Annotated in this window: 16 protein-coding genes; 11 read left to right on the top strand and 5 right to left on the bottom strand. The window is 59.4% G+C overall.

From position 1 onward, the window contains the following. Positions 1 to 109 precede the first annotated feature (109 nt). The gene (gndA, locus tag AC06G8_RS13825; RefSeq protein WP_076356906.1) at positions 110 to 1,531 is read left to right on the top strand and encodes an NADP-dependent phosphogluconate dehydrogenase; all 1,422 of its coding nucleotides are present in this window, start codon (positions 110 to 112) and stop codon (positions 1,529 to 1,531) included. A gap of 48 nt (positions 1,532 to 1,579) precedes the next feature. Here gndA and AC06G8_RS13820 read toward each other — a convergent pair whose 3' ends face one another. Next, complete coding sequence (locus tag AC06G8_RS13820; RefSeq protein WP_447661327.1) at positions 1,580 to 1,879, bottom strand: hypothetical protein; 300 nt, start codon at positions 1,877 to 1,879, stop codon at positions 1,580 to 1,582. Between the two features lie 136 nt (positions 1,880 to 2,015). On the opposite strand from AC06G8_RS13820, the gene AC06G8_RS13815 reads away from it, so the two are divergent. The 5 genes from AC06G8_RS13815 (at position 2,016) to ptsP (ending at position 8,210) form a co-directional block, all read left to right on the top strand. Then, on the top strand, positions 2,016 to 2,570 hold the full coding sequence (locus AC06G8_RS13815) for a shikimate kinase (protein WP_447661326.1): 555 nt from the start codon (positions 2,016 to 2,018) through the stop codon (positions 2,568 to 2,570). 36 nt (positions 2,571 to 2,606) lie between these two features. Next, entirely contained in the window at positions 2,607 to 3,905 is a 1,299-nt protein-coding gene (aroA, locus tag AC06G8_RS13810; protein ID WP_447661325.1) for a 3-phosphoshikimate 1-carboxyvinyltransferase, read from the top strand. Between the two features lie 44 nt (positions 3,906 to 3,949). Beyond that, positions 3,950 to 4,378 carry a CoA-binding protein gene (locus AC06G8_RS13805; protein ID WP_447661324.1) on the top strand — a complete coding sequence of 143 codons (429 nt, stop codon included), beginning with the start codon at positions 3,950 to 3,952 and terminating at the stop codon, positions 4,376 to 4,378. Between the two features lie 182 nt (positions 4,379 to 4,560). Continuing rightward, entirely contained in the window at positions 4,561 to 6,456 is a 1,896-nt protein-coding gene (locus AC06G8_RS13800) for a glucose PTS transporter subunit IIA (RefSeq protein WP_447661323.1), read from the top strand. Next, the gene (gene ptsP, locus AC06G8_RS13795) at positions 6,453 to 8,210 is read left to right on the top strand and encodes a phosphoenolpyruvate--protein phosphotransferase (protein WP_447661322.1); all 1,758 of its coding nucleotides are present in this window, start codon (positions 6,453 to 6,455) and stop codon (positions 8,208 to 8,210) included. The genes AC06G8_RS13800 and ptsP overlap by 4 nt, the downstream gene beginning before the upstream one ends. Positions 8,211 to 8,342: 132 nt before the next feature. Here ptsP and AC06G8_RS13790 read toward each other — a convergent pair whose 3' ends face one another. Then, positions 8,343 to 8,870: a type 1 glutamine amidotransferase domain-containing protein gene (locus AC06G8_RS13790; RefSeq protein ID WP_447661321.1), complete on the bottom strand. Its 528-nt coding sequence runs from the start codon at positions 8,868 to 8,870 to the stop codon at positions 8,343 to 8,345. Positions 8,871 to 9,200: 330 nt separating this feature from the next. Between AC06G8_RS13790 and AC06G8_RS13785 the strand changes: the two genes are divergently transcribed. The 4 genes from AC06G8_RS13785 to AC06G8_RS13770 all read left to right on the top strand — a co-directional run bounded on the left by AC06G8_RS13785 (position 9,201) and on the right by AC06G8_RS13770 (position 11,788). Beyond that, positions 9,201 to 9,584 (top strand): hypothetical protein, encoded by a 384-nt coding sequence (locus AC06G8_RS13785; RefSeq protein WP_447661320.1) that lies wholly within the window; start codon positions 9,201 to 9,203, stop codon positions 9,582 to 9,584. A 55-nt stretch (positions 9,585 to 9,639) separates the two neighbouring features. Then, positions 9,640 to 9,978 carry a bacillithiol system redox-active protein YtxJ gene (gene ytxJ, locus AC06G8_RS13780; RefSeq protein WP_447661319.1) on the top strand — a complete coding sequence of 113 codons (339 nt, stop codon included), beginning with the start codon at positions 9,640 to 9,642 and terminating at the stop codon, positions 9,976 to 9,978. A 92-nt stretch (positions 9,979 to 10,070) separates the two neighbouring features. Continuing rightward, positions 10,071 to 11,081 (top strand): catabolite control protein A, encoded by a 1,011-nt coding sequence (gene ccpA / locus AC06G8_RS13775; RefSeq protein ID WP_447661318.1) that lies wholly within the window; start codon positions 10,071 to 10,073, stop codon positions 11,079 to 11,081. Next, entirely contained in the window at positions 11,078 to 11,788 is a 711-nt protein-coding gene (locus tag AC06G8_RS13770; RefSeq protein WP_447661317.1) for a 5'-methylthioadenosine/adenosylhomocysteine nucleosidase, read from the top strand. Before ccpA ends, AC06G8_RS13770 begins: the two co-directional genes overlap by 4 nt. Positions 11,789 to 11,918: 130 nt before the next feature. Here the strand turns inward: AC06G8_RS13770 and AC06G8_RS13765 are convergent, their stop codons facing one another. Beyond that, the gene (locus AC06G8_RS13765) at positions 11,919 to 13,100 is read right to left on the bottom strand and encodes an acetoin utilization protein AcuC (RefSeq protein WP_480283102.1); all 1,182 of its coding nucleotides are present in this window, start codon (positions 13,098 to 13,100) and stop codon (positions 11,919 to 11,921) included. A 19-nt stretch (positions 13,101 to 13,119) separates the two neighbouring features. Beyond that, entirely contained in the window at positions 13,120 to 13,752 is a 633-nt protein-coding gene (locus AC06G8_RS13760) for a GNAT family N-acetyltransferase (protein WP_480283101.1), read from the bottom strand. 271 nt (positions 13,753 to 14,023) lie between these two features. Between AC06G8_RS13760 and acsA the strand changes: the two genes are divergently transcribed. Then, the gene (gene acsA / locus AC06G8_RS13755) at positions 14,024 to 15,745 is read left to right on the top strand and encodes an acetate--CoA ligase (RefSeq protein ID WP_480283100.1); all 1,722 of its coding nucleotides are present in this window, start codon (positions 14,024 to 14,026) and stop codon (positions 15,743 to 15,745) included. Positions 15,746 to 15,879: 134 nt separating this feature from the next. On the opposite strand, the gene AC06G8_RS13750 is transcribed toward acsA, so the two are convergent. Beyond that, a complete protein-coding gene (locus AC06G8_RS13750) occupies positions 15,880 to 18,999 on the bottom strand; it encodes a transglycosylase domain-containing protein (RefSeq protein WP_480283099.1) in 3,120 nt (1,039 codons plus the stop codon). Positions 19,000 to 19,270 lie beyond the last annotated feature (271 nt).

The raw sequence follows: 19,270 nt of genomic DNA, 5'->3' as shown, positions 1-19,270 counted from the left end.
GATTCGTTTCGGGAACCGTTCATGGTACAATGACTTGCATAACGGAACAAAAAGGGTACACTAGTGGAAGTGCGTACCGCTTGTATAACTTAGCAAAGGAATGGTCAATATGTCGAAACAGCAGATCGGCGTCGTAGGCCTTGCCGTCATGGGCAAGAACCTCGCGCTTAACATTGAGAGCAAAGGCTTCACGGTATCGGTATACAACCGTTCCCGCGAAAAGACGGACGAGCTTGTCGCGGAATCCGCCGGCAAAAACCTGTTCCCTGCCTACACGATCGAAGAATTCGTCGCTTCCCTTGAAGTGCCGCGCAAAATCCTCATCATGGTCAAGGCCGGCCGTCCTACGGACGCCGTCATCGACGAGCTCGTTCCCCATCTGAGCGAAGGCGACATCATCATCGACGGCGGCAACGCCTACTTCCCTGACACGGAACGCCGCAGCAAGGATCTCGAGGCCAAAGGCTTCCGCTTCGTCGGCGCCGGCGTATCCGGCGGCGAAGAGGGCGCTTTGAAAGGCCCTGCGATCATGCCTGGCGGCCCTGAATCGGCCTACAAGCTCGTCGAGCCGATCCTGACCGGCATTTCCGCCAAAGTGAACGGCGACCCTTGCTGCACGTACATCGGACCTGGCGGCGCCGGCCATTACGTCAAGATGGTCCATAACGGCATCGAGTACGGCGACATGCAGCTGATCACCGAAGCCTACCACCTTCTGAGCTCCGTGCTGGGCCTGTCCACGGACGAGCTGCACGAGATTTTCACGGAGTGGAACAAGGGCGAGCTCGACAGCTACCTGATCGAGATCACGGCCGACATCTTCTCCAAGAAGGATCCGGAGACGGGCAAAGCGATGGTCGACGTCATTCTCGACTCCGCCGGCCAAAAGGGCACGGGCAAATGGACGAGCCAAAGCGCTCTGGATCTCGGCGTGCCGCTGTCCATCATCACGCAGTCCGTCTTCTCCCGCTTCCTCTCCGCGATGAAGGAAGAGCGCGTCCATGCCAGCAAAGTGCTGAGCGGACCGCAAGCCGCGCCGTACCAGGGCGACAAAGCCGCTTTCATCGAAGCGGTCCGCAAAGCCTTGTTTGCGAGCAAGATCTGCTCCTACGCCCAAGGCTTCGCCCAAATGCGCGCAGCTTCGGATGAGTTCGACTGGAACCTGCGCTACGGCGACATCGCCATGATCTTCCGCGGCGGCTGCATCATCCGCGCCCGCTTCCTGCAGAAGATCAAGGATGCGTACGATCGTGACGCGGGACTCAAAAACCTGCTGCTTGACGATTACTTCAAAGGTGTCGTAGAGGAGTATCAAGGCGCATGGCGCGAAGTCGTAACGGCTGCCGTAGCGAGCGGCATTCCGGTTCCAGGCTTCTCCAGCGCGCTGGCCTACTTCGACAGCTATCGCACGGAGCGCCTGCCGGCCAACCTGCTTCAGGCACAGCGCGACTACTTCGGCGCCCACACGTTCGAGCGTGTGGACAAGGAAGGCACGTTCCACTTCGAGTGGATGGAATCCAGCGAGGGCTGATTGCAATTGCGGGGGAAGAGCCGAGGAAGAGGCCGGCAAGGCCGGACGTCAGCCTTGCCTCTCCAAGCCGTGCAGAGCTTCGCGAAGCATGCCCCGGAGCCGATCCGCCTCAAGCGGGCCGGTGCGAGGCGAAGCCAGCAGGCTCATGGCCGCTTCGGCGAATCCCCGATAGTTTTTGAGCAAGCGTGGCTGCGATAATTCCGCTAGGGCGGAATCTTCGTCGGCCACCTTTTTTTTGATATAATCCAGCGCCCATACGACATCTTCCCGGCATAACGACGATCCCGGATCGAGGATGTGGCGAAGCTTGCGCTCCGATTGCGCCTGCGGTCCCTGTTCCATCGGCATGGCTGGCCGCCCTCCTTCAAGAGGTAGAATGATCTTCTCTATCCTTATGGTAAAATAAGAATTTTATACCCCGTCTCTAGCAATTGATGATATGATATTTGAAAGATTGACATCGCATGGGAAGGTGTGAGCATCGGTGGTCGGAGAAGATCAGCCTTCGCGCAGCAAAATCGTTCTCGTGGGCTTCATGGGAACCGGCAAATCCACCGTCGCGGGACAGCTTGCCGGACGGCTTGGATATGGCTGGACCGACACGGATTCCGAAGTGGTCGCCGAGGAAGGCTGCTCCATCGCGGAGCTGTTCGCCCGGCATGGCGAGCCTTATTTCCGCGAAGCGGAAACCCGGGCATTGACCCGGCTGCTGACAGCGGACACGCCCCTCGTCATCGCCACGGGCGGAGGAACGGTGCTGTCGGAAGCGAACCGCGAGCTGATGCTGCGGCATGGCTTCGTGGCCGCGCTGCGCGCAAGCGAAGCCGTCATCGTGGAGAGGGTCGCCGGCGACACGGCCAGACCTCTGCTTGCCGGAGACCCGGCAGCCAAAGTGCGCGAGCTTATGAAAGCCCGCAGCGGAGCCTACGACTTCGCCCAGCTGAGCGTGGATACGGACGGCCTGGATCCCGATGCCGTCGCCGAATCCGTGTTGTCGGGCTATCTCGGGACTTCAGGGCTTTACCGCGTTTCAGAATAATTCCATTCAATCCAGCATAAAGGGGAATACACTCCAATGGACGTGATCGTAACGCCTACGCCGGAGCTCAAGGGCAGCATCCAGGCGCTTTCATCCAAAAACTACACGACGCGGTATTTGCTTGTCGCCGCCCTGGCCGAAGGAACCAGCACGATCTACTATCCGGCGCATAGCGAGGACAGCGACGCCATGCGCCGCTGCATCCGCGACCTTGGGGCCGAGCTGCAGGAAGATGACGAGAAGATCGTCATCAAGGGCTTCGGCAGCCGTCCGCGCGACGTGAAGGAGCTGGATGTAGGCAACGCTGGAGCGGTGCTCCGCTTCCTGATGGGCATTGCCGCTCTCAGCCCGGAGGTGACGTTCGTGAACGCATATCCCGACTCGCTCGGCAAGCGCCCGCATCATGACCTGATCGACTCTCTGCGCCAGATGGGCGTCGAGGTGGACGATCATGAAGGCAAGCTGCCGATCACGATCCGCGGCGGCAGCGCCAAGGGCGGCCGCATCACCGTATCGGGCAGCGTCAGCTCGCAGTTCCTGAGCGCGCTGCTGTTCCTGACGCCGCTCCTGGAGGAGGACAGCGAGATCGAGGTGCTGCACGACCTCAAGTCCAAAGTCGTGATCGGGCAGACGCTCGAAGTGCTGGAGGAGGCGGGAATCGTCATCGAAGCGTCCGAAGATCTCATGAGCTACCGAATTCCTGGAGGACAGCGCTATGCCGCGCGGACATACCGGGTTCAGGGGGATTATCCCGGATCGGCTGCAGTGCTCGCGGCGGCCGCCGTCACCCGCTCGGATATCGTCATCCATGGATTGCCGGAGAAGAGCCGCCAGGGCGAGCGCGCGGTCGTCGACGTGCTCCGCATGATGGAGGTGCCTCTGGAGCATAAGGACGGCGACATCCGGGTCCGCGGCAACGGACGCCTCAAGGCGGTTGAATTCGACGGGGATGCGGCGACCGACGCGGTGCTGGCCATGGTCGCGGCAGCCGTCCACGCCGAAGGCACCTCCCGGTTCTACAATGTCGAGAATCTCCGCTACAAGGAATGCGACCGCATCACCGACTACTTGGCGGAGCTTCGCAAGGCCGGAGCCGACGTCGAGGAGAAGCGCGACGAGATCATCGTGCATGGCAAGCCGGAAGGGCTCGAGGGCGGCGTCGAGATCAACGCCCATTACGACCACCGGGTCATCATGGCGCTGACTGTCGTCGGCCTGCGCTGCCGCAAGCCGCTGCGGATCAAGGATGCGCATCATGTCGCGAAGTCCTATCCGATCTATTTCGATCATCTGCAGGCGCTCGGCGCGCAGGTGGAATGGACGGAATCCAAGTAAATATCCTCTTGCATGGTTAAGTTAACTTGAAAGGAGGGCTTGCAATGGCTTTTGAAAATCCCGCCAGGGACGAAATCAAGAAGCTTCTCGAACAGAATCCCGTCGTTGCCGTAGTCGGATTGTCCGACAACCCGCAGCGGACATCCCATTCCGTATCCGCCGCCATGAAGGAGCGGGGCTACCGGATCATTCCGGTCAACCCCGCCGCTCCCGCCATACTCGGCGAAACCAGCTACGCCTCGCTGCTGGACGTGCCGGAACCGATCGGCATCGTGAACGTCTTCAGGCGCAGCGAGTTCACGCCTGCGATCGCCCGCGAAGCGGTGCAAGCCGGCGCCAAGGTGCTCTGGCTGCAGCTCGGCGTCTACAGCGAGGAAGCGGCCGACATCGCCCAAGCGGGCGGCTTGACGGTCATCATGGACCGCTGCATCAAGGTCGAGGATTCCATTCTCCGGCCGGCGATCGGCGGCTAGCCTGACTGGAGGAGCGTCTGCCTCGCGACGCTGCCTTTCTCGAATGTGCCGGCATGGGGCAGGACCTTGAGGGCCTGCCTTTTTGCTTTTGACAAAGGGAAATGAAACGCTTACCATACTCATAGACCTCGGGCGGAGCCGTCATATGCGGACGCGCGAGCGATCGGAATAGGAGGTCCAGCATGAAATTCATGGGCAATCTGCAGCAGCTCGGCCGTGCGGTCATGCTGCCGATGATCATTCTGCCTGCCGCAGCCATCTGCCTGAGCTTAAGCACGCTTCCATGGGAAACGGTCGGACTGCCGTCGCTAGGGGAATATTTATCCGTTGCCGGCTATTCGCTGTTCGCCTTCCTGCCGTATTTGTTCGCTGCCGGCGTTGCCTGGGGAACCTCCAGCAATGGGGGAGCATCGGCCTTGTCGGCGCTGGCGGGCATGTTCATCTATACGGGCATCGTCAAGTACAGCCACTACGATATCGAGCCGACCGTCCTGATCGGAGCGCTCATCGGCATGCTTTCGGGATACAGCTATGAACGATTCAAATCTATCCGGCTGCCCGAATACATACAATTTTTCGGAGGGCCTCGTTTCGTCCCTCTCTTCGTCAGCTTCGTCTCCGTGCTGTTCTCGGTCGCGATGATCGGAATCGCTCCGCTGCTCGGCAAAGGGCTGCTGCTGCTCGGAGACGTCGTATCCTCGGCGGGAGGCTTCGGGGTATTCCTGTATGGCTTCCTGCACCGCATTCTTGTCGTGTTCGGGCTTCATCATCTGCTCAACCACGTTTTCTGGTTCCAGGTCGGCGGCTACCGGCTGCCGTCAGGCGAGATGGTGAACGGGGATCTGCCGCGCTTTTTTGCGGGAGACCCGACAGCCGGAGCGTTCATGGCGGGCTTGTACCCGACGATGATGTTCGCGCTCCCGGCCATCGCCATCGCCATCATCCAGGAAGCAAGGGAGGACCTCAAGCCGAAGATCCGCAAGACGTTCCTGACGGCTGCGCTCGCGTCGTTCCTGACCGGCGTCTCCGAGCCGGTCGAATTCGCCTTTCTATTCGTCGCGCCCTACCTGTTCGTCATCCATGCGCTGCTGTCCGGCGTCATCATGTGGCTCGTATACGAGCTGGGCATCCTGCACGGATTCTCTTTCTCGGCCGGAGCCATCGATTACATCCTGAACATGCACCTGGCAACGAAGGGATGGCTGCTGCTTCCGATCGGCGTAATCGTGTTCATTCTGTACTATGGATTGTTCCGCTGGGCGATCCGGCGCTTCCGGATCCCTACGCCGGGCCGCGAGGAAGGATCGGCTCTCGACGACTGGGCCGAGGATATCCCGTCCAGGGCGCCGCTCATCCTCCAGGCGATCGGAGGCAAAGCAAACCTCGATACGATGGAAGCCTGCATTACGCGCCTGAGGTTGAAGCTCAAGAACGATCGCCTGCTGGACAATACGGCGCTGCGGGATCTTGGAGCCGCCGGCGTCATCCGGCTCGGCGGAGGCAACGTGCAGATCGTATTCGGCACGTTCTCGGAGCTGATCCGGGAAGAAATCGTCAAGACGATGCAGCGGGATTCCGCCCAGGTTTTATTCAGCTCTCCGGTTCAAGGCAGGATGATTCCGCTGGAGGAGGTTCCGGATCCGATCTTCTCCGGCAAGCTTGTCGGAGACGGAGTCGCCTTCCTGCCGGATCGGGGCGAGCTGGTTGCGCCGGTGCGCGGCAAGGTCATCATTTTATATCCGACGATGCACGCCATCGGCCTCCGCACCGAGGAAGGTCTGGAGGTGCTGCTCCATATCGGAATCGATACTTCCTCGCTCAAGGACGGCAGCTATTTCCAGGCAGCCGTGAAGGAAGGCGACGACGTTGCGCCGGGCCAGCTGCTCATTTCCTTTGATTTGCAGAAGCTGCGTGCGCAATGCAAGTCGCTGGCCACTCCGATGGTCATCACGAATTCCCAGCTGGTCCGCTCCTGGGGCTTCGGAGCCTTCAAGTCGGTGAAGAAGGGGCAGTCGTCGGTCATGTCCGTGATGCTGAAAGAACGCAAGGATAGTCATGTTGGAGGGATTAGGCCATGATGCAAGGAATCGGAGCTTCTTCCGGGATCGCGATCGGGAAATGTTTTGTCCTGCCGAACTGGGAATGGGATTTGCCGGAGCAAAGAATCGACGTTGCGGATCTCGCCCGTGAATTCGAGCGGCTGTACGAAGGCATCCGCACCTCCAAGGTCGAGATCGAGCAGATGAAGGATGAGCTGCGGGAAGTTGTCGGTCCGGATGAGCGAAGCATTTTCGATGCGCATCTCGCGATACTCGACGATCCCGTCTTCATGAACGAGATCCAGGGGATGATCGAGCGGCAGTACAAAGCGGCCGAGGTGGCGGTCAAGGAAGCGATCGACCATTTCGTCACGATGTTCGACTTGCTGGATGACGAATACATGAAGGAGCGGGCGCTGGACATCAAGGATGTCGGCAACCGCCTCCTCAAGCATCTGCTCGGCGCGCCCGAGATCACGCTGCCTTCGGACACGCAGCCGTACATCCTCGTGGCCAAGGAGCTGTCTCCTTCGCAGCTTGCCCATATCAATCCGCAGAACGTGCTCGGCATCGCTACTTTCGGCGGCAGCACAACCTCGCATTCCGCGATCATGGCGCGGGCGCTCGGCATTCCGCTCATCGTGGGGCTCGACAGCAGGCTGGAGGAGAGCATCGCGACCGGTGATTTCCTGATCATCGACGGATCTACGGGGCATGTGGAGCTCAATCCGAGCGAGGAAGCTGTCCAGGCGTTCGCGGCTCTGCGCAGCCGTCAGACCGAAGAGCATGACCGGCTGCTCGGCATCGCCCATCTCGACACGTCGACTCCGGACGGCAAGCATCTGGAGCTGTCGGCCAATATCAGCTCGCTCAAGGAGCTTGAAGTCGCCCTCACGAGCGGAGCGCATGGCGTCGGCTTGTTCCGGACCGAGTTCCTGTATATGGACCGCACCCGCTTCCCCAAGGAAGAGGAGCAGTACGAGGTTTACCGGAGCGTAGCGGAGAAGCTGGACGGAAAGCCTTTGATTATCCGCACGCTCGATATCGGGGGCGACAAGCATCTCGACTACTTCGAGCTTCCGGAGGAAGAGAATCCGTTCCTCGGCTACCGGGCGATCCGGATCAGCCTCGACCGCAAGGATCTGTTCAAGACCCAGCTGCGGGCGATCCTGAGGGCATCCCATTACGGGAATGTGAAGGTGATGTACCCGTTGATCTCTTCCGTGGAGGAGGTCAGGGCTGCCAACGCTCTGCTCCGCGAGTCGATGCAGGAGCTCGAGGCGGAGGGAAAGCCCTATAACAAGGCGATACCTGCAGGAATCATGATCGAGCTTCCGGCTGCTGTCATGATCGCCGACCTGCTGGCCCGGGAAGTCGATTTCTTCAGCATCGGGACGAATGACCTCGTCCAGTTCACGCTGGCTGTCGACCGCATGAACGATAAAATCTCGCATCTGTACGAACCGCTCCATCCAGCCGTTCTGCGCATGCTGCGGACGACGGTGGAGGCTGCCCGGGCGGCGGGCATCCATGTCGGCGTATGCGGCGAGCTGGCCGGAGACGCCAGGGCGCTTCCCGTCTGGCTCGGCATGGATGTCGACGAGCTGAGCATGTCATCCCATTCCATTCTCCATGTCAAGGAGCGGCTGCTGCAGACCACACAGCGGGACAGCCGGAACGTATATGCGGAAGTGATGGCTTGCGGCACGACCTCCGAGGTCAAGCGGCTGCTGGAGCAAAGCAGGGATAACGCAGACGGCTCCAAAGTCAGGACTGCTGCGGGAAGCGAGTGACGGCAGCTGGAAGCAAATGACCGCAGCGGGAAGCGAATAACCGCAGCGGGAAGCAAAATGGCGGCAGATGACGAAGAACCCTTGCATCGGCAAGGGTTCTTTGGCATTCCATTCGCTAGGAACAGGATCTTGTCAGCTGCGCTGCTTCAGCGCCTCCACAAATGCCTTCGCATAAGGCGGCAGGTCAGGCGGACGGCGAGCGGAGATCAGGTTTCCGTCGACGACGACCGCTTCATCCACCCAGCGTGCTCCTGCATTCTCCATGTCGTCCCGGATGCCGGGAGTCGAGGTCACCGTGCGGCCTTGCAGGATTTTGGCGGAAACGAGCACCCAGCCCGCATGGCAGATCTGGCCGATCGGCTTGCCGCTGGCGTCCATGTCCTGCACGAGCTTCAGCACTTCGGGGTACCGCCGGATTTTGTCGGGCGCCCATCCTCCCGGGACGAGAAGACCGTCGATGCCGCCGGCGTCGATCTCGCCATAGGACAGATCGGCCGTTGCCGGCACGCCGTATTTGCCGATATGGACCTTTCCTTTTTCCGGACCGGCGAACAGAACCTCCGCTCCTTCTTCGCGTACGCGGTACACGGGATACCACAGCTCGAGATCCTCGAATTCATCGTCGATCAGGCAGATGACGCGCTTTCCTTGCAAGGTCAACTTGCATTCCTCCTCTGTAAGGGCCTGTTTCGGGATAGGCCAGGTTCTCGGTTCATTGTAAGGCAGCCTGCCCGGAGGCGCAAACGGCTTCCTGATCCTGCCGCTCCGCGGGCGATAGGGAAGTCATGGCAGCCGATTTTATTTTACAGAAATTGCATGTGCCCTTCAGGCAGGAAAACAGGCGAAAAAGGTCGAAGTAAGGAGGCGAGCGACACTGCGCCCGTGCTGATTTCCTCCCCGCCCCATCAGGGGCTTGAAGCGGATATGAGCAGGCGCGTTGACGAAGGAGCGGACTTTCCGATGCATAAAACCTGTTCTTGCGGCCATAAAATGAACATGAAATTAAGGACGGTTATCTACTCGAATAAAGTGGAAATCGACAATGTTCCCATTTATTCGTGCGCCGGCTGCGGCCGCAGCGAGGTGCTTCCCGAGGTGAAGCCGGATCTGACCGGCTTGATCGGCCAGCTTGGCGAAGAGCCGGGCAAGCAGACCTTCTTGTTTAACGAGCTTAACGAGTGGGCAGATTTACTGGTAGAAGCTTCTTCGAAGCGAAGGAGTCCGGATCCCGCGGCTGTGCAGCAGATCGTCGGCGAACGGATCGATTCCTTGCTGGAGCTGCTGCTTATCGCGGGTTCGGTCGGAGACGAGGCATGGAGGCAGGAAATCGAGAAGAGGCTCGGCCAGCTGAGCCGCTGCATGATGCATACATAGCCGATGGAAGCCCGAAAGACCCCAGCCAGATAGACGACAATAAGGAGTGTGGCGTATGAGCAGCAAGCAATTGCACACGATGGAAGATTGGAAACGGATTTTGGAGCTTTCCCACGAGAAGCCGGTGCTCGTATTCAAGCACAGCACAAGCTGTTCGGTGAGCGCAGGCGCCATCGAGGAATGGACCCGCTGGCATGAAGGAACCAAGGGAGAAGGAGTCGAGACGGCTCTCGTCCGCGTCATCGAGGAGCGTCCGGTATCCAATGCCATCGCCGAAGAGCTCGAGGTGAAGCATGCTTCTCCGCAAGCGATCCTGATCCGGGACGGCAAGGCGGAATGGAACGCTTCCCATTGGAATATCACGGAAACGGCGCTGTCCGAGAATGCTCGCTGACATTGCATAAGCACGGTATTTGTCGTATGATTACCGTAATGTAAAGGGGTAAAGCCTGCCAATAAATTCGTTTACAATGGAGAGAAGGAACCGTGACTGTAACCATTTACGATGTAGCAAGAGAAGCGGGAGTGTCGATGGCTACGGTATCCCGGGTCGTCAACAACAATCCCAATGTCAAGCCGCAGACCCGCAAGAAGGTCTATGAGGCGATCGAACGGCTCGGATACCGCCCGAATGCCGTAGCCAGGGGACTTGCGAGCAAAAAGACGACGACGGTCGGTGTCGTCATTCCTGACATCTCCAATTCCAACTTTGCCGAGGTGGCCCGCGGCATCGAAGACATCGCGAACATGTACCATTACAATATCATTCTCTGCAATGCGGACAAGCGCAAGGACAAGGAGATCCGCGTCATCAATACGCTTCTCGAGAAGCAGGTCGACGGCTTGCTGTTCATGGGAGGCGCCGTGACGGAGGAGCATCTTCAGGCGTTCAAGACGGCGAACGTGCCTGTCGTGCTTTGTGCGACGACGGACGAGCAGGGAACCATCGCGTCGGTGGACATCAACCATGAAGATGCCGCGCATGATGCGGTCAAGCATCTTCTTGACCAAGGGCATGCCGACATCGCTATGATCGGCGGCACGCTGCAGGATCCGTCGAACGGATATGCGAGGTTCCACGGCTACAAACGCGCTTTGGAAGAGAACGGCATCGCCTACAACGAGGACAAGGTCCGCATCGGGAACTACCGGTACGAGTCCGGAGTGGAAGCGATGAACCACTTCCTCGCCAAGGACAAGCTTCCGACAGCTGTATTCGCGGCAACGGACGAGATGGCTATCGGGGCTATCCATGCCATTCAGGACAGAGGGCTCAAAGTGCCGCAGGACATCTCCGTCATCAGCGTGGACAACAGCCGCATGGCTTCCATGGTGCGTCCGCAGCTGTCTGCGGTTGCCCAGCCGATGTATGATATCGGCGCCGTGTCGATGCGCCTGCTGACCAAGCTGATGAAAAAGGAGCCGGTCGAGCAGTCCAAGGTGATCCTCCCTCATGAGTTCGTCAAACGGCAGTCGGTAGGAGCTCCGAAGCAATGAGAACCTACCGCACGATCGGCATCATCGGAGCGATGGCGGAGGAGCTGGAGCTCCTTCATCGCCATGCGCAGATGGAATCGGAGACGGTCAAGGCCGGCCTCGTGTTTTATCGCGGGACGCTCCATGGCATGAACATCATCGCGGTCAAGTCCGGCGTCGGCAAGGTCAATGCCGCCGTATGCACGCAGGCGCTCATCGATCTCGGGGCGGAATGCATCCTGTTCACGGGTGTGGCAGGCGCGGTCGATTCCAGCCTGACTATCGGAGACATCGTCGTGTCCACGGCTTGCGTCCAGCATGATATGGACGTTACGGCACTCGGCTTCGCTCCGGGGGCGATCCCTTACCAGGAAATCTCCGTCTTTCCGGCGGATGAGGATCTGCGCAGGCTTGCTGTCCAAGCGAGCCGCGATGCGGTGAAGGGCCGCGTGCTCGAAGGAATCGTCCTGTCGGGCGACCAGTTCATCGCGAGCCGCGACAAGGTCCAAAGCCTTCGCGACGTCTTCCAAGGCGCCTGCGCCGAGATGGAAGGCGCTGCCGTTGCTCAAGTCGCGCATATGAACGGCATTCCCTATGTCGTGGTCCGTTCCATGTCGGATCAGGCTGACGGCAGCGCCCATATGAATTTCGCCGAATTCACCGTGCTGGCCGCTGGCCAGTCCTATGCCGTCGTCGAAGGCATGGTACGCAGTCTGCAGCAGGCTTGATCTTCGTTCGGCAGCCTCATTCTTCCCTTTGGAAGGATGGGGCTTTTTTCAATTGCGCAGACGATCCTTGGAGGGTGGCGGCAACCTGCTATCGGACGAGAGCTTCGTTCCTGCCAGGAGGACGCGGCCGCTAAAAGTCCTGCACGGCCAGTTCCCAGGCGGCGCGGTTCTGAAGGCGGATTTCTTCGCGCCTCGGCATAGGCTCCCAGATGTCGAGTGGATCGAGCCAATGTTCCGGCAACGGCTCCGGACAAAGCGGCTGCCAGCGGCGCAGCCATTGCTCCGGGAGCGGAGCGGGGGAGGAAGGAGCGGCAGCGAGCCGGTTCGACAACTCATGGCCGGACATCGCCATCCAGACGAGAGACCAGGCTCTTGGAACGACCTTCCACAGATCGTATCCGCCTCCGCCGAGAGCGACCCAGCGTCCGCCGCAATGCTCGTGGGCGAGCTCATGGATGATGCGGGGCATATCCAGGTAGATCCTCATGCTGCAATGAATATGAGAGAGCGGATCGAAGGCATGCGCGTCGCAGCCGTGCTGGCTGATGATGAGATCCGGCTTGAACGCCTTCGCGACGCGAGTGATCGACTCCGAGAACGCCTCCAGCCACGATTCATCCTCCGTGTAAGGCTGTAGAGGGACGTTGCAGCAGGCTCCATATCCTTTGTCGATGCCCTTCTCATGCGTGAAGCCGGTTCCGGGGAACAAGTACTTGCCGGTCTCATGAATGGAATACGTGAACACATCGGGATCTTCGTAGAAAGCGTATTGGACCCCGTCCCCATGGTGGACGTCCGTATCGATATATAGAATCCGCGCCTTGTATTTATCCTTCACGGCCGCGATGGCCACGGCAGCATCGTTATAGACGCAGAAGCCGGAGCCATGACCCGGAAACGCATGATGCAGGCCGCCTCCCATATGGTAAGCATGCACGGCCCGTCCCGACATGACGGATTCGGCCGCAAGGATGGAGCCGCCGCATAAGGCAGCGGCGGCCTCATGCATGCCTTCGAAATAAGGCGTATCCTCCGTAGTCAATCCGTACCGGGCAGCCAAGGCGAGGGAATCGGGATGCGGAGCCGGAACACTGAGCTTGCGGACCGCATCCATGTAATCGGCGCGGTGGATCCGCTCAAGCTCGAGGTTCTGCGCGGAAGGCGCTTCCATAATCATGTCGGGAGAAAGAGCGCCGGCCGTTTCCAGCAAGGAGCTGGCGAGCTCCAGACGAATCGGATTGAAGGGATGCTCATCATTGAATTTATACCGGCTCGCGCCGGATGAACGGATGAATAGGGCTGTATCCTTCATGATCTTCCTCCTGAGCGCGTCAGTACATGAACCGCTGCCTGAACCGGACCCGGTCGAACTGCTCCACGGAATCGAGCGGAACCTGCTTGCCGATGCGGACCATCAGGCAGTTGGCCGGATGCGAGCAGATTTCGGGATCGTCCGTCGCGTACCAGACCATGCCTACGGACTTCATCAGCTTCTCCATCATGGAGCGGTATTCCCAGATGCCGAGTCCCGTTCCCTCCAGATCCCAATGCCAATAATATTCGGTCGTATAAATAATGCTGTTCTCCAGCTGATCTTCCATGAAGGCGAGCTGGATCATTTTTTTGCCAAGCCCGACCGAGCGGTATTCGGCTGCGACTTCAACCGCCCCAAGCTCGATCAGATCGTCCATGCCGCCTTCCGACCAGCGCTCGAGCTTGTCCGGATAGTGGAAGGTCACATATCCGACGACGACTTTGCCGTCTCGCGCTACAATGATGCGGCCTTCCGGCAGGCCTGCGATCTCCACCAGGGCGGTCTGCTGCTCGGTCGGCCGGCGGAATGCGTTCAGTCCCGGATGCATCGTCCAGTCCGCCAGGCGTCCGGGCTCGACGGGACCCTCTATATCCAAGCTTCTGCCTTGAAAAGGTATCGTTTGGGAATGGTAACGCTTGATATGTTCCAACGTTATCGCTCCTTCAAGCTTCTAGTGGCAAAGCGGCAAGCCGCCTTAGCCTCTTATCACTTATAGCAGAAAAAAGTAGGGATGAAAAGGACGGTCCTTCCGCAAGAGGGGGATTTTTCAAGCTAAAGGGGGAAATTTCGATAGAAGTAGGCGCATACATTTCCATTATGCTATACTAGTTGGCGACATGGACTGCGTTTTACCCTATGTTTGAAAGCGCATCCGATTTCCATCCGCCCTAAAAAGACGACGACTATGGAAGGTGATTAGCATGTCGATTGACCATCAGGAAAAGCTGGCTGTAACCGCGAAATCTCCCAATATGGCCGATTACGAGCAATCGTACCGGGACTCTGACTGGAGCGAGGTGGAGAAGCATTTCACCTGGCACGAGACCGGCAAGGTCAACATGGCTCATGAGGCTATCGACCGCCATATCGGAGAAGGCAGAGGGCAGAAGACCGCTCTGCATTACAGCGACCCGGAGCGGGATGAATCGTATACATTCGAGGAGCTCAGCCTGCTGTCGAACCGCTTTTCCAACGTTCTCCGCAAGTACGGCCTGGCCAAGGGAGACCGGCTTTTCATTTTCATGCCGCGCACTCCGGAACTGTACGTAGCCCTTCTCGGCTCGCTCAAGACCGGAGTCGTCGTAGGACCTCTTTTCGAGGCCTTCATGGAGACAGCGGTCAAGGACAGGCTCGCGGACAGCGGAGCGGCGGCGATCGTGACGACGCCCGCGCTTCTTCCGCGCATCAAGCGCGACGAGCTTCCCGAGCTCAAGCATATCTTCGTCGTCAGCCCGTCGGAGAACCCGGAGGGCACCATTTCCTACCATGAGGAAATGAAGGCCGCTTCCGACGAAGCCGAGATCGAATGGGTGGACCGCGAGGACGGACTTCTTCTCCACTATACTTCCGGTTCTACAGGCAAGCCGAAAGGCGTCTACCATGTCCACAACGCCATGATCCAGCATTACCACACCGGCCGGGTCGTCCTTGACCTCAAGGAAGACGACGTCTACTGGTGCACGGCCGACCCGGGCTGGGTGACGGGAACGTCCTACGGCATTTTCGCGCCGTGGCTCAACGGAGCGAGTAACGTCATCCGCGGCGGCCGGTTCAGTCCTCAGGACTGGTACACGACGATCCAGCGCTACGGCGTCACGGTATGGTACAGCGCCCCGACTGCATTCCGGATGCTGATGGGGGCAGGAGACGACGTGTCGACCCAGTTCGACTTGTCCTCCCTGCGCCATGTGCTCAGCGTCGGCGAGCCGCTGAACCCGGAAGTGGTCCGCTGGGGCCTCAAGGTGTACGGCCAGCGCATCCATGATACATGGTGGATGACCGAAACCGGCGGCCAGCTGATCTGCAACTATCCGGCGATGGAGATCAAGCCGGGCTCCATGGGCCGTCCTCTGCCGGGCGTCCAAGCGGCGATCATCGACGATTCCGGCAACGAGCTGCCGCCGTTCCAGATGGGCAATCTGGCGATCCGCACGCCATGGCCGTCCTTGATGCGCGCAATCTGGAACAATCCTTCCAAGTACGAGGAATACTTCCACATTCCGGGCTGGTACATTTCCGGAGATTCGGCTTATCGGGACGATGAAGGCTACTTCTGGTTCCAGGGCCGGATCGACGATGTCATCAACACCTCCGGCGAGCGCGTCGGCCCGTTCGAGGTGGAGAGCAAGCTCGTGGAGCATCCGGCGGTCGCCGAAGCCGGCGTCATCGGCAAGCCCGACCCGATGCGCGGCGAGATCATCAAGGCGTTCATCTCGCTGCGCGAAGGCTTCGAGCCTTCCGACGAGCTGAAGGCGGATATCGCCCGCTTCGTCAAAATCGGTCTGTCGGCGCATGCCTCCCCGCGCGAGATCGAATTCAAGGATAAGCTTCCCAAGACGCGCAGCGGCAAGATCATGAGGCGCGTGCTCAAGGCATGGGAATTGAACCTGCCGACAGGCGATCTTTCCACCATTGAAGACTAAGCAAGCTCAACAGCCTCTCGGCGGATTGCCGGGAGGCTGTTTATTTCGCAGACCTGGTAGGGCTGCAACAAAAAAACGCCCTTGAGGGGCGTTTTTTTGTCGAGTCGGACAGGTTGCGAAACCTTCCTTGTCGATCAGTAGCCGTAAACGACGGCTGAAGAGTAAGGAGAAGCTCCGGCGGCGTTGACCGCATTGATCCGGTACGTGCCTGCCGTGCTGGCCATCATAGCCGAGAAGCTGTTGGTCGTAGCGGAGCCGATGCTTTGATAGTTCCCGTCATTGTTGGGGCTGTAGTACACCTCATAGCGGGTTACGCCCTCGGTATCGGCATTCAAGGTCCAGCTCAGCTTGACGGTCTGGCCGTCGACGGATACATTCAGACCGGCAGGAGCGGAGGGAGCGGAGGGAGGGGTCGCTTCTGGAACTGTCGCTCCCGGGTCCGGAGGCGTCACGCCTCCGGGGTTATCGGTGCCGACACCGCCGTTGTCGCCGCCTTGGCCGGTATCGCCGGGAACTCCGGGAAGGACCGCGCCAAACGGGCTTACAGTCGTGCTTGGCGCCGACTCATGGCCGCCTACGTCCACTGCGGTCACATAATAGGACGACAGCAGGGAGCCGGAGCGATCGGAGAAGGACAGCGTGCTGCCCGTCAGAATGGATTCCCCGTGCTTGCTGAAGCCGCGTCCTTGCGAGCGGTACAGCCGATAGCCGACGACATCCTTCTCAGGGCTTGCCGCGAATGAAATCCGGTAAGCGCCGTTCACCGCTTCCAGCGAAACGTTCGAAGGAGCGGAAGGAGCGGCGCCGTCATCTTGGCGCGGATCTACCATGGACGGCGCGTCGTCGGTCGCATCCTTGGGGATGAAGGCCGACAGCGGCCTGCGATATTCGTCCGGCATAGCTTGCTGGGCTTTGTTGATTTCATCCATCAGTTCGCCAAGCGGCTTTTCCCTCTTGATGACGGTCTTCGTGAAGACGAAGTCGGATGGAGTCGTGTCCTGGGCGATATAATTGACGCCGTTGTAGGTAATGAAGGACATGCTGCCGAGAACGTTGTCCACTTTGGTCGGGACGTATTTCTTGTTGAACCAGTCGGTGACGAGCAGGCCGCGGGAGCGGATCAGATCGCTCGGCAGCATCCCGCTGACGGTAGAGACGGTCGCTTTGACGAGCCCGTCCGGTTTCGGGAATGCCTCCGTCTTGAACAGCTCGGGCCTGTCGGCGACCGTCTGGTTCATGATCTCGGTCCAGAGCGAGCGCGCCCTGGAATGGGAGTCCTTGAGGAGCACGTTCTTCTGCTCCTTGTAGCCGGCCCATACGCCCAGCGTGATGTCCGGCGTGAAGCCCATGAACCAGACGTCGCCATAGCTCTGGGTGGAGCCGGTCTTGCCCGCGATCGGAATCTTTCCGTAGGATTTGAAGCCGCTTGTCAGACTGTGAGCCGTGCCGCTTGCGTCCGAGATGACCGTGCGCAGCATGTCCGTCATCAGGAAAGCGGTCTGCTCGGAATAAACGCGCTTCGGCTTGATCTCGTGCTGATAGACGATATGGCCTTCCGAATCCACGATCTTGCTGATCATGAACGGCTCATTGTAGACGCCGCCGTTCGGGATTGTCGCATAGGCATCGGTCAGTTCTTCGACGGTCACGCCCTTGCTCAGGCCTCCGATGACACCCGTTTGAGCGTTGTCGTCGCTAGGCTGCAGGGTAGAAATGCCGAGAGAGCGGGCAAAGTCCCAAGCTTTCGGAATGGTCACCTTGTCCAGGAACAGCTTGAGGGCTGGCGTGTTCAACGAGCGGTTGAGAGCTTCCCGTGCCGTAACGAGACCGTTGAACTTCTTGTTCGCGTTCATCGGGATATGGAAGCCCTTCTGGCCGTCCTTGAGAATGATCGGCGAGTCGTCGATGACGCTGGCCGGCTGGACCAGCCCGGCTTCGAGCGCCGGCAGATAGGCGCCGATCGGCTTCATTGCGGAACCTGGCTGGCGCGTCATCTGCGTCGCATAGTTCATTTGCTCGATGTTGAAGTCGCGCCCTTCCATCATGCCGAGAACGGCGCCGCTGCGGTGGTCGATCATGATCGCGGCGGCTTGCTCGGGGCCTTTGGTCTTGCTGGCCGGTCCGAAGTTGTCCGGGTTGCTCGCGACTTCGCGCATGTTGTTGTAGATCACCTTGTCGATCGTCGTGAACACCCGGTAGCCGGAACGGAGCAGCTGCTCGCGCGCGCTGGCCAGAATTTCGGCATTTTCCGTCTTGGCCAGATCGCCCTTCTTGAGATTCGGGTTCTGCTTCATGGCGAGAATCGTTGCCGCTTCCCGCTCCGTCTCAAGCATCAGATAAGGGAAGGTGTTATAGGCCTTCTCCTTGTGCGGGGCGAGCGTGCTCTTGAGATCGAAGGCGATCGCCTCGTCGTATTGGGCCTGGGTAATGCGGCCGGTGACGAGCATGCGGGACAGGACGGTCTTCTGCCTTGCCGTGGCTCTCCGGAATCCGTCCGGGTTGAACACGCCCTTGCCGTTGAAGGCCGAATAGGACGACGGCAGCTGCGGAAGGCCTGCCAGATAAGCGGATTGAGCCAGATTGAGCTTGCTGAGATCGGAGATGTTGAAGATTCCGATCGCCGCGGATTTGATTCCGTACAGATTGTAGCCGGAAGAACCGTTGCCGAACGGCATTTTGTTCAAGTAAGCCGCGAGGATCTGGTCCTTCGTCAAATATCGCTCCATCCGGATGGAGAGCAGGATTTCCTTGACCTTGCGCGCATCGGTGCGGTCGAGGCTGAGAAATACCCTTCTTGCTACCTGCTGGGTGAGCGTGCTGCCGCCGGTCTGGCTGCTTTCATTGAGCAGCTTCTGCTTGACGGCGCGGCCGAAGCCCATGTAGTCGATTCCGATATGGGAATAAAAATTGCTGTCTTCCGTCGACAACAGAGCGTCGATGACGGATTGCGGGATGTTCTGCAGGTCGACGAGACGCCTGTCCTCGTCTGTCCTGAGCTGTCCTACGGGGGTTGTCCCGTCGTTGAAATAAACGAAGCCGGTCAGGGCATTCTCGTTGACCATGGCTTCCAGCTCGCTGCCGGGCCGGACGGGATCGTCCTTGACCAGGGCGGCCACATATCCGGTCGCGATGCCGCCGGCAAACAGTGCGCCGGTAATGCCGAAGATGATCAGCCATTTCGCCGTGATCCACACGACAAGACCGAACGTCCTCCAGCCGCTGCGCCTGGGAGCTTGTTCATGCTCTTGAGCCATATGTACCTTTCCTCCTCCAAGTAAGCACAGCTATTATAGCACATGTCGCCGGAACCCGGCATCAGATGTCGTTTCCATCGATGAAATCTCCCCCTTTCCGGCTGTTGCTGCCGAAGCTTGGAAGTTGACACTCTTCGCGGGGCATGATATAACTTGCAAAACGATTCCGCACGGCTCGGAGGAGCCGGCGGACCATACGGCCAACGGCGTGGATGGGCATCCAGTAGCCGGACGGCAGGCGTCCACAGAGACCCGGTGGCAGGTGCGAACC

This window comes from Paenibacillus sp. SJS-P3, from assembly GCF_056711585.1.
This window is presented reverse-complemented; position numbering and strand designations above follow the sequence as displayed.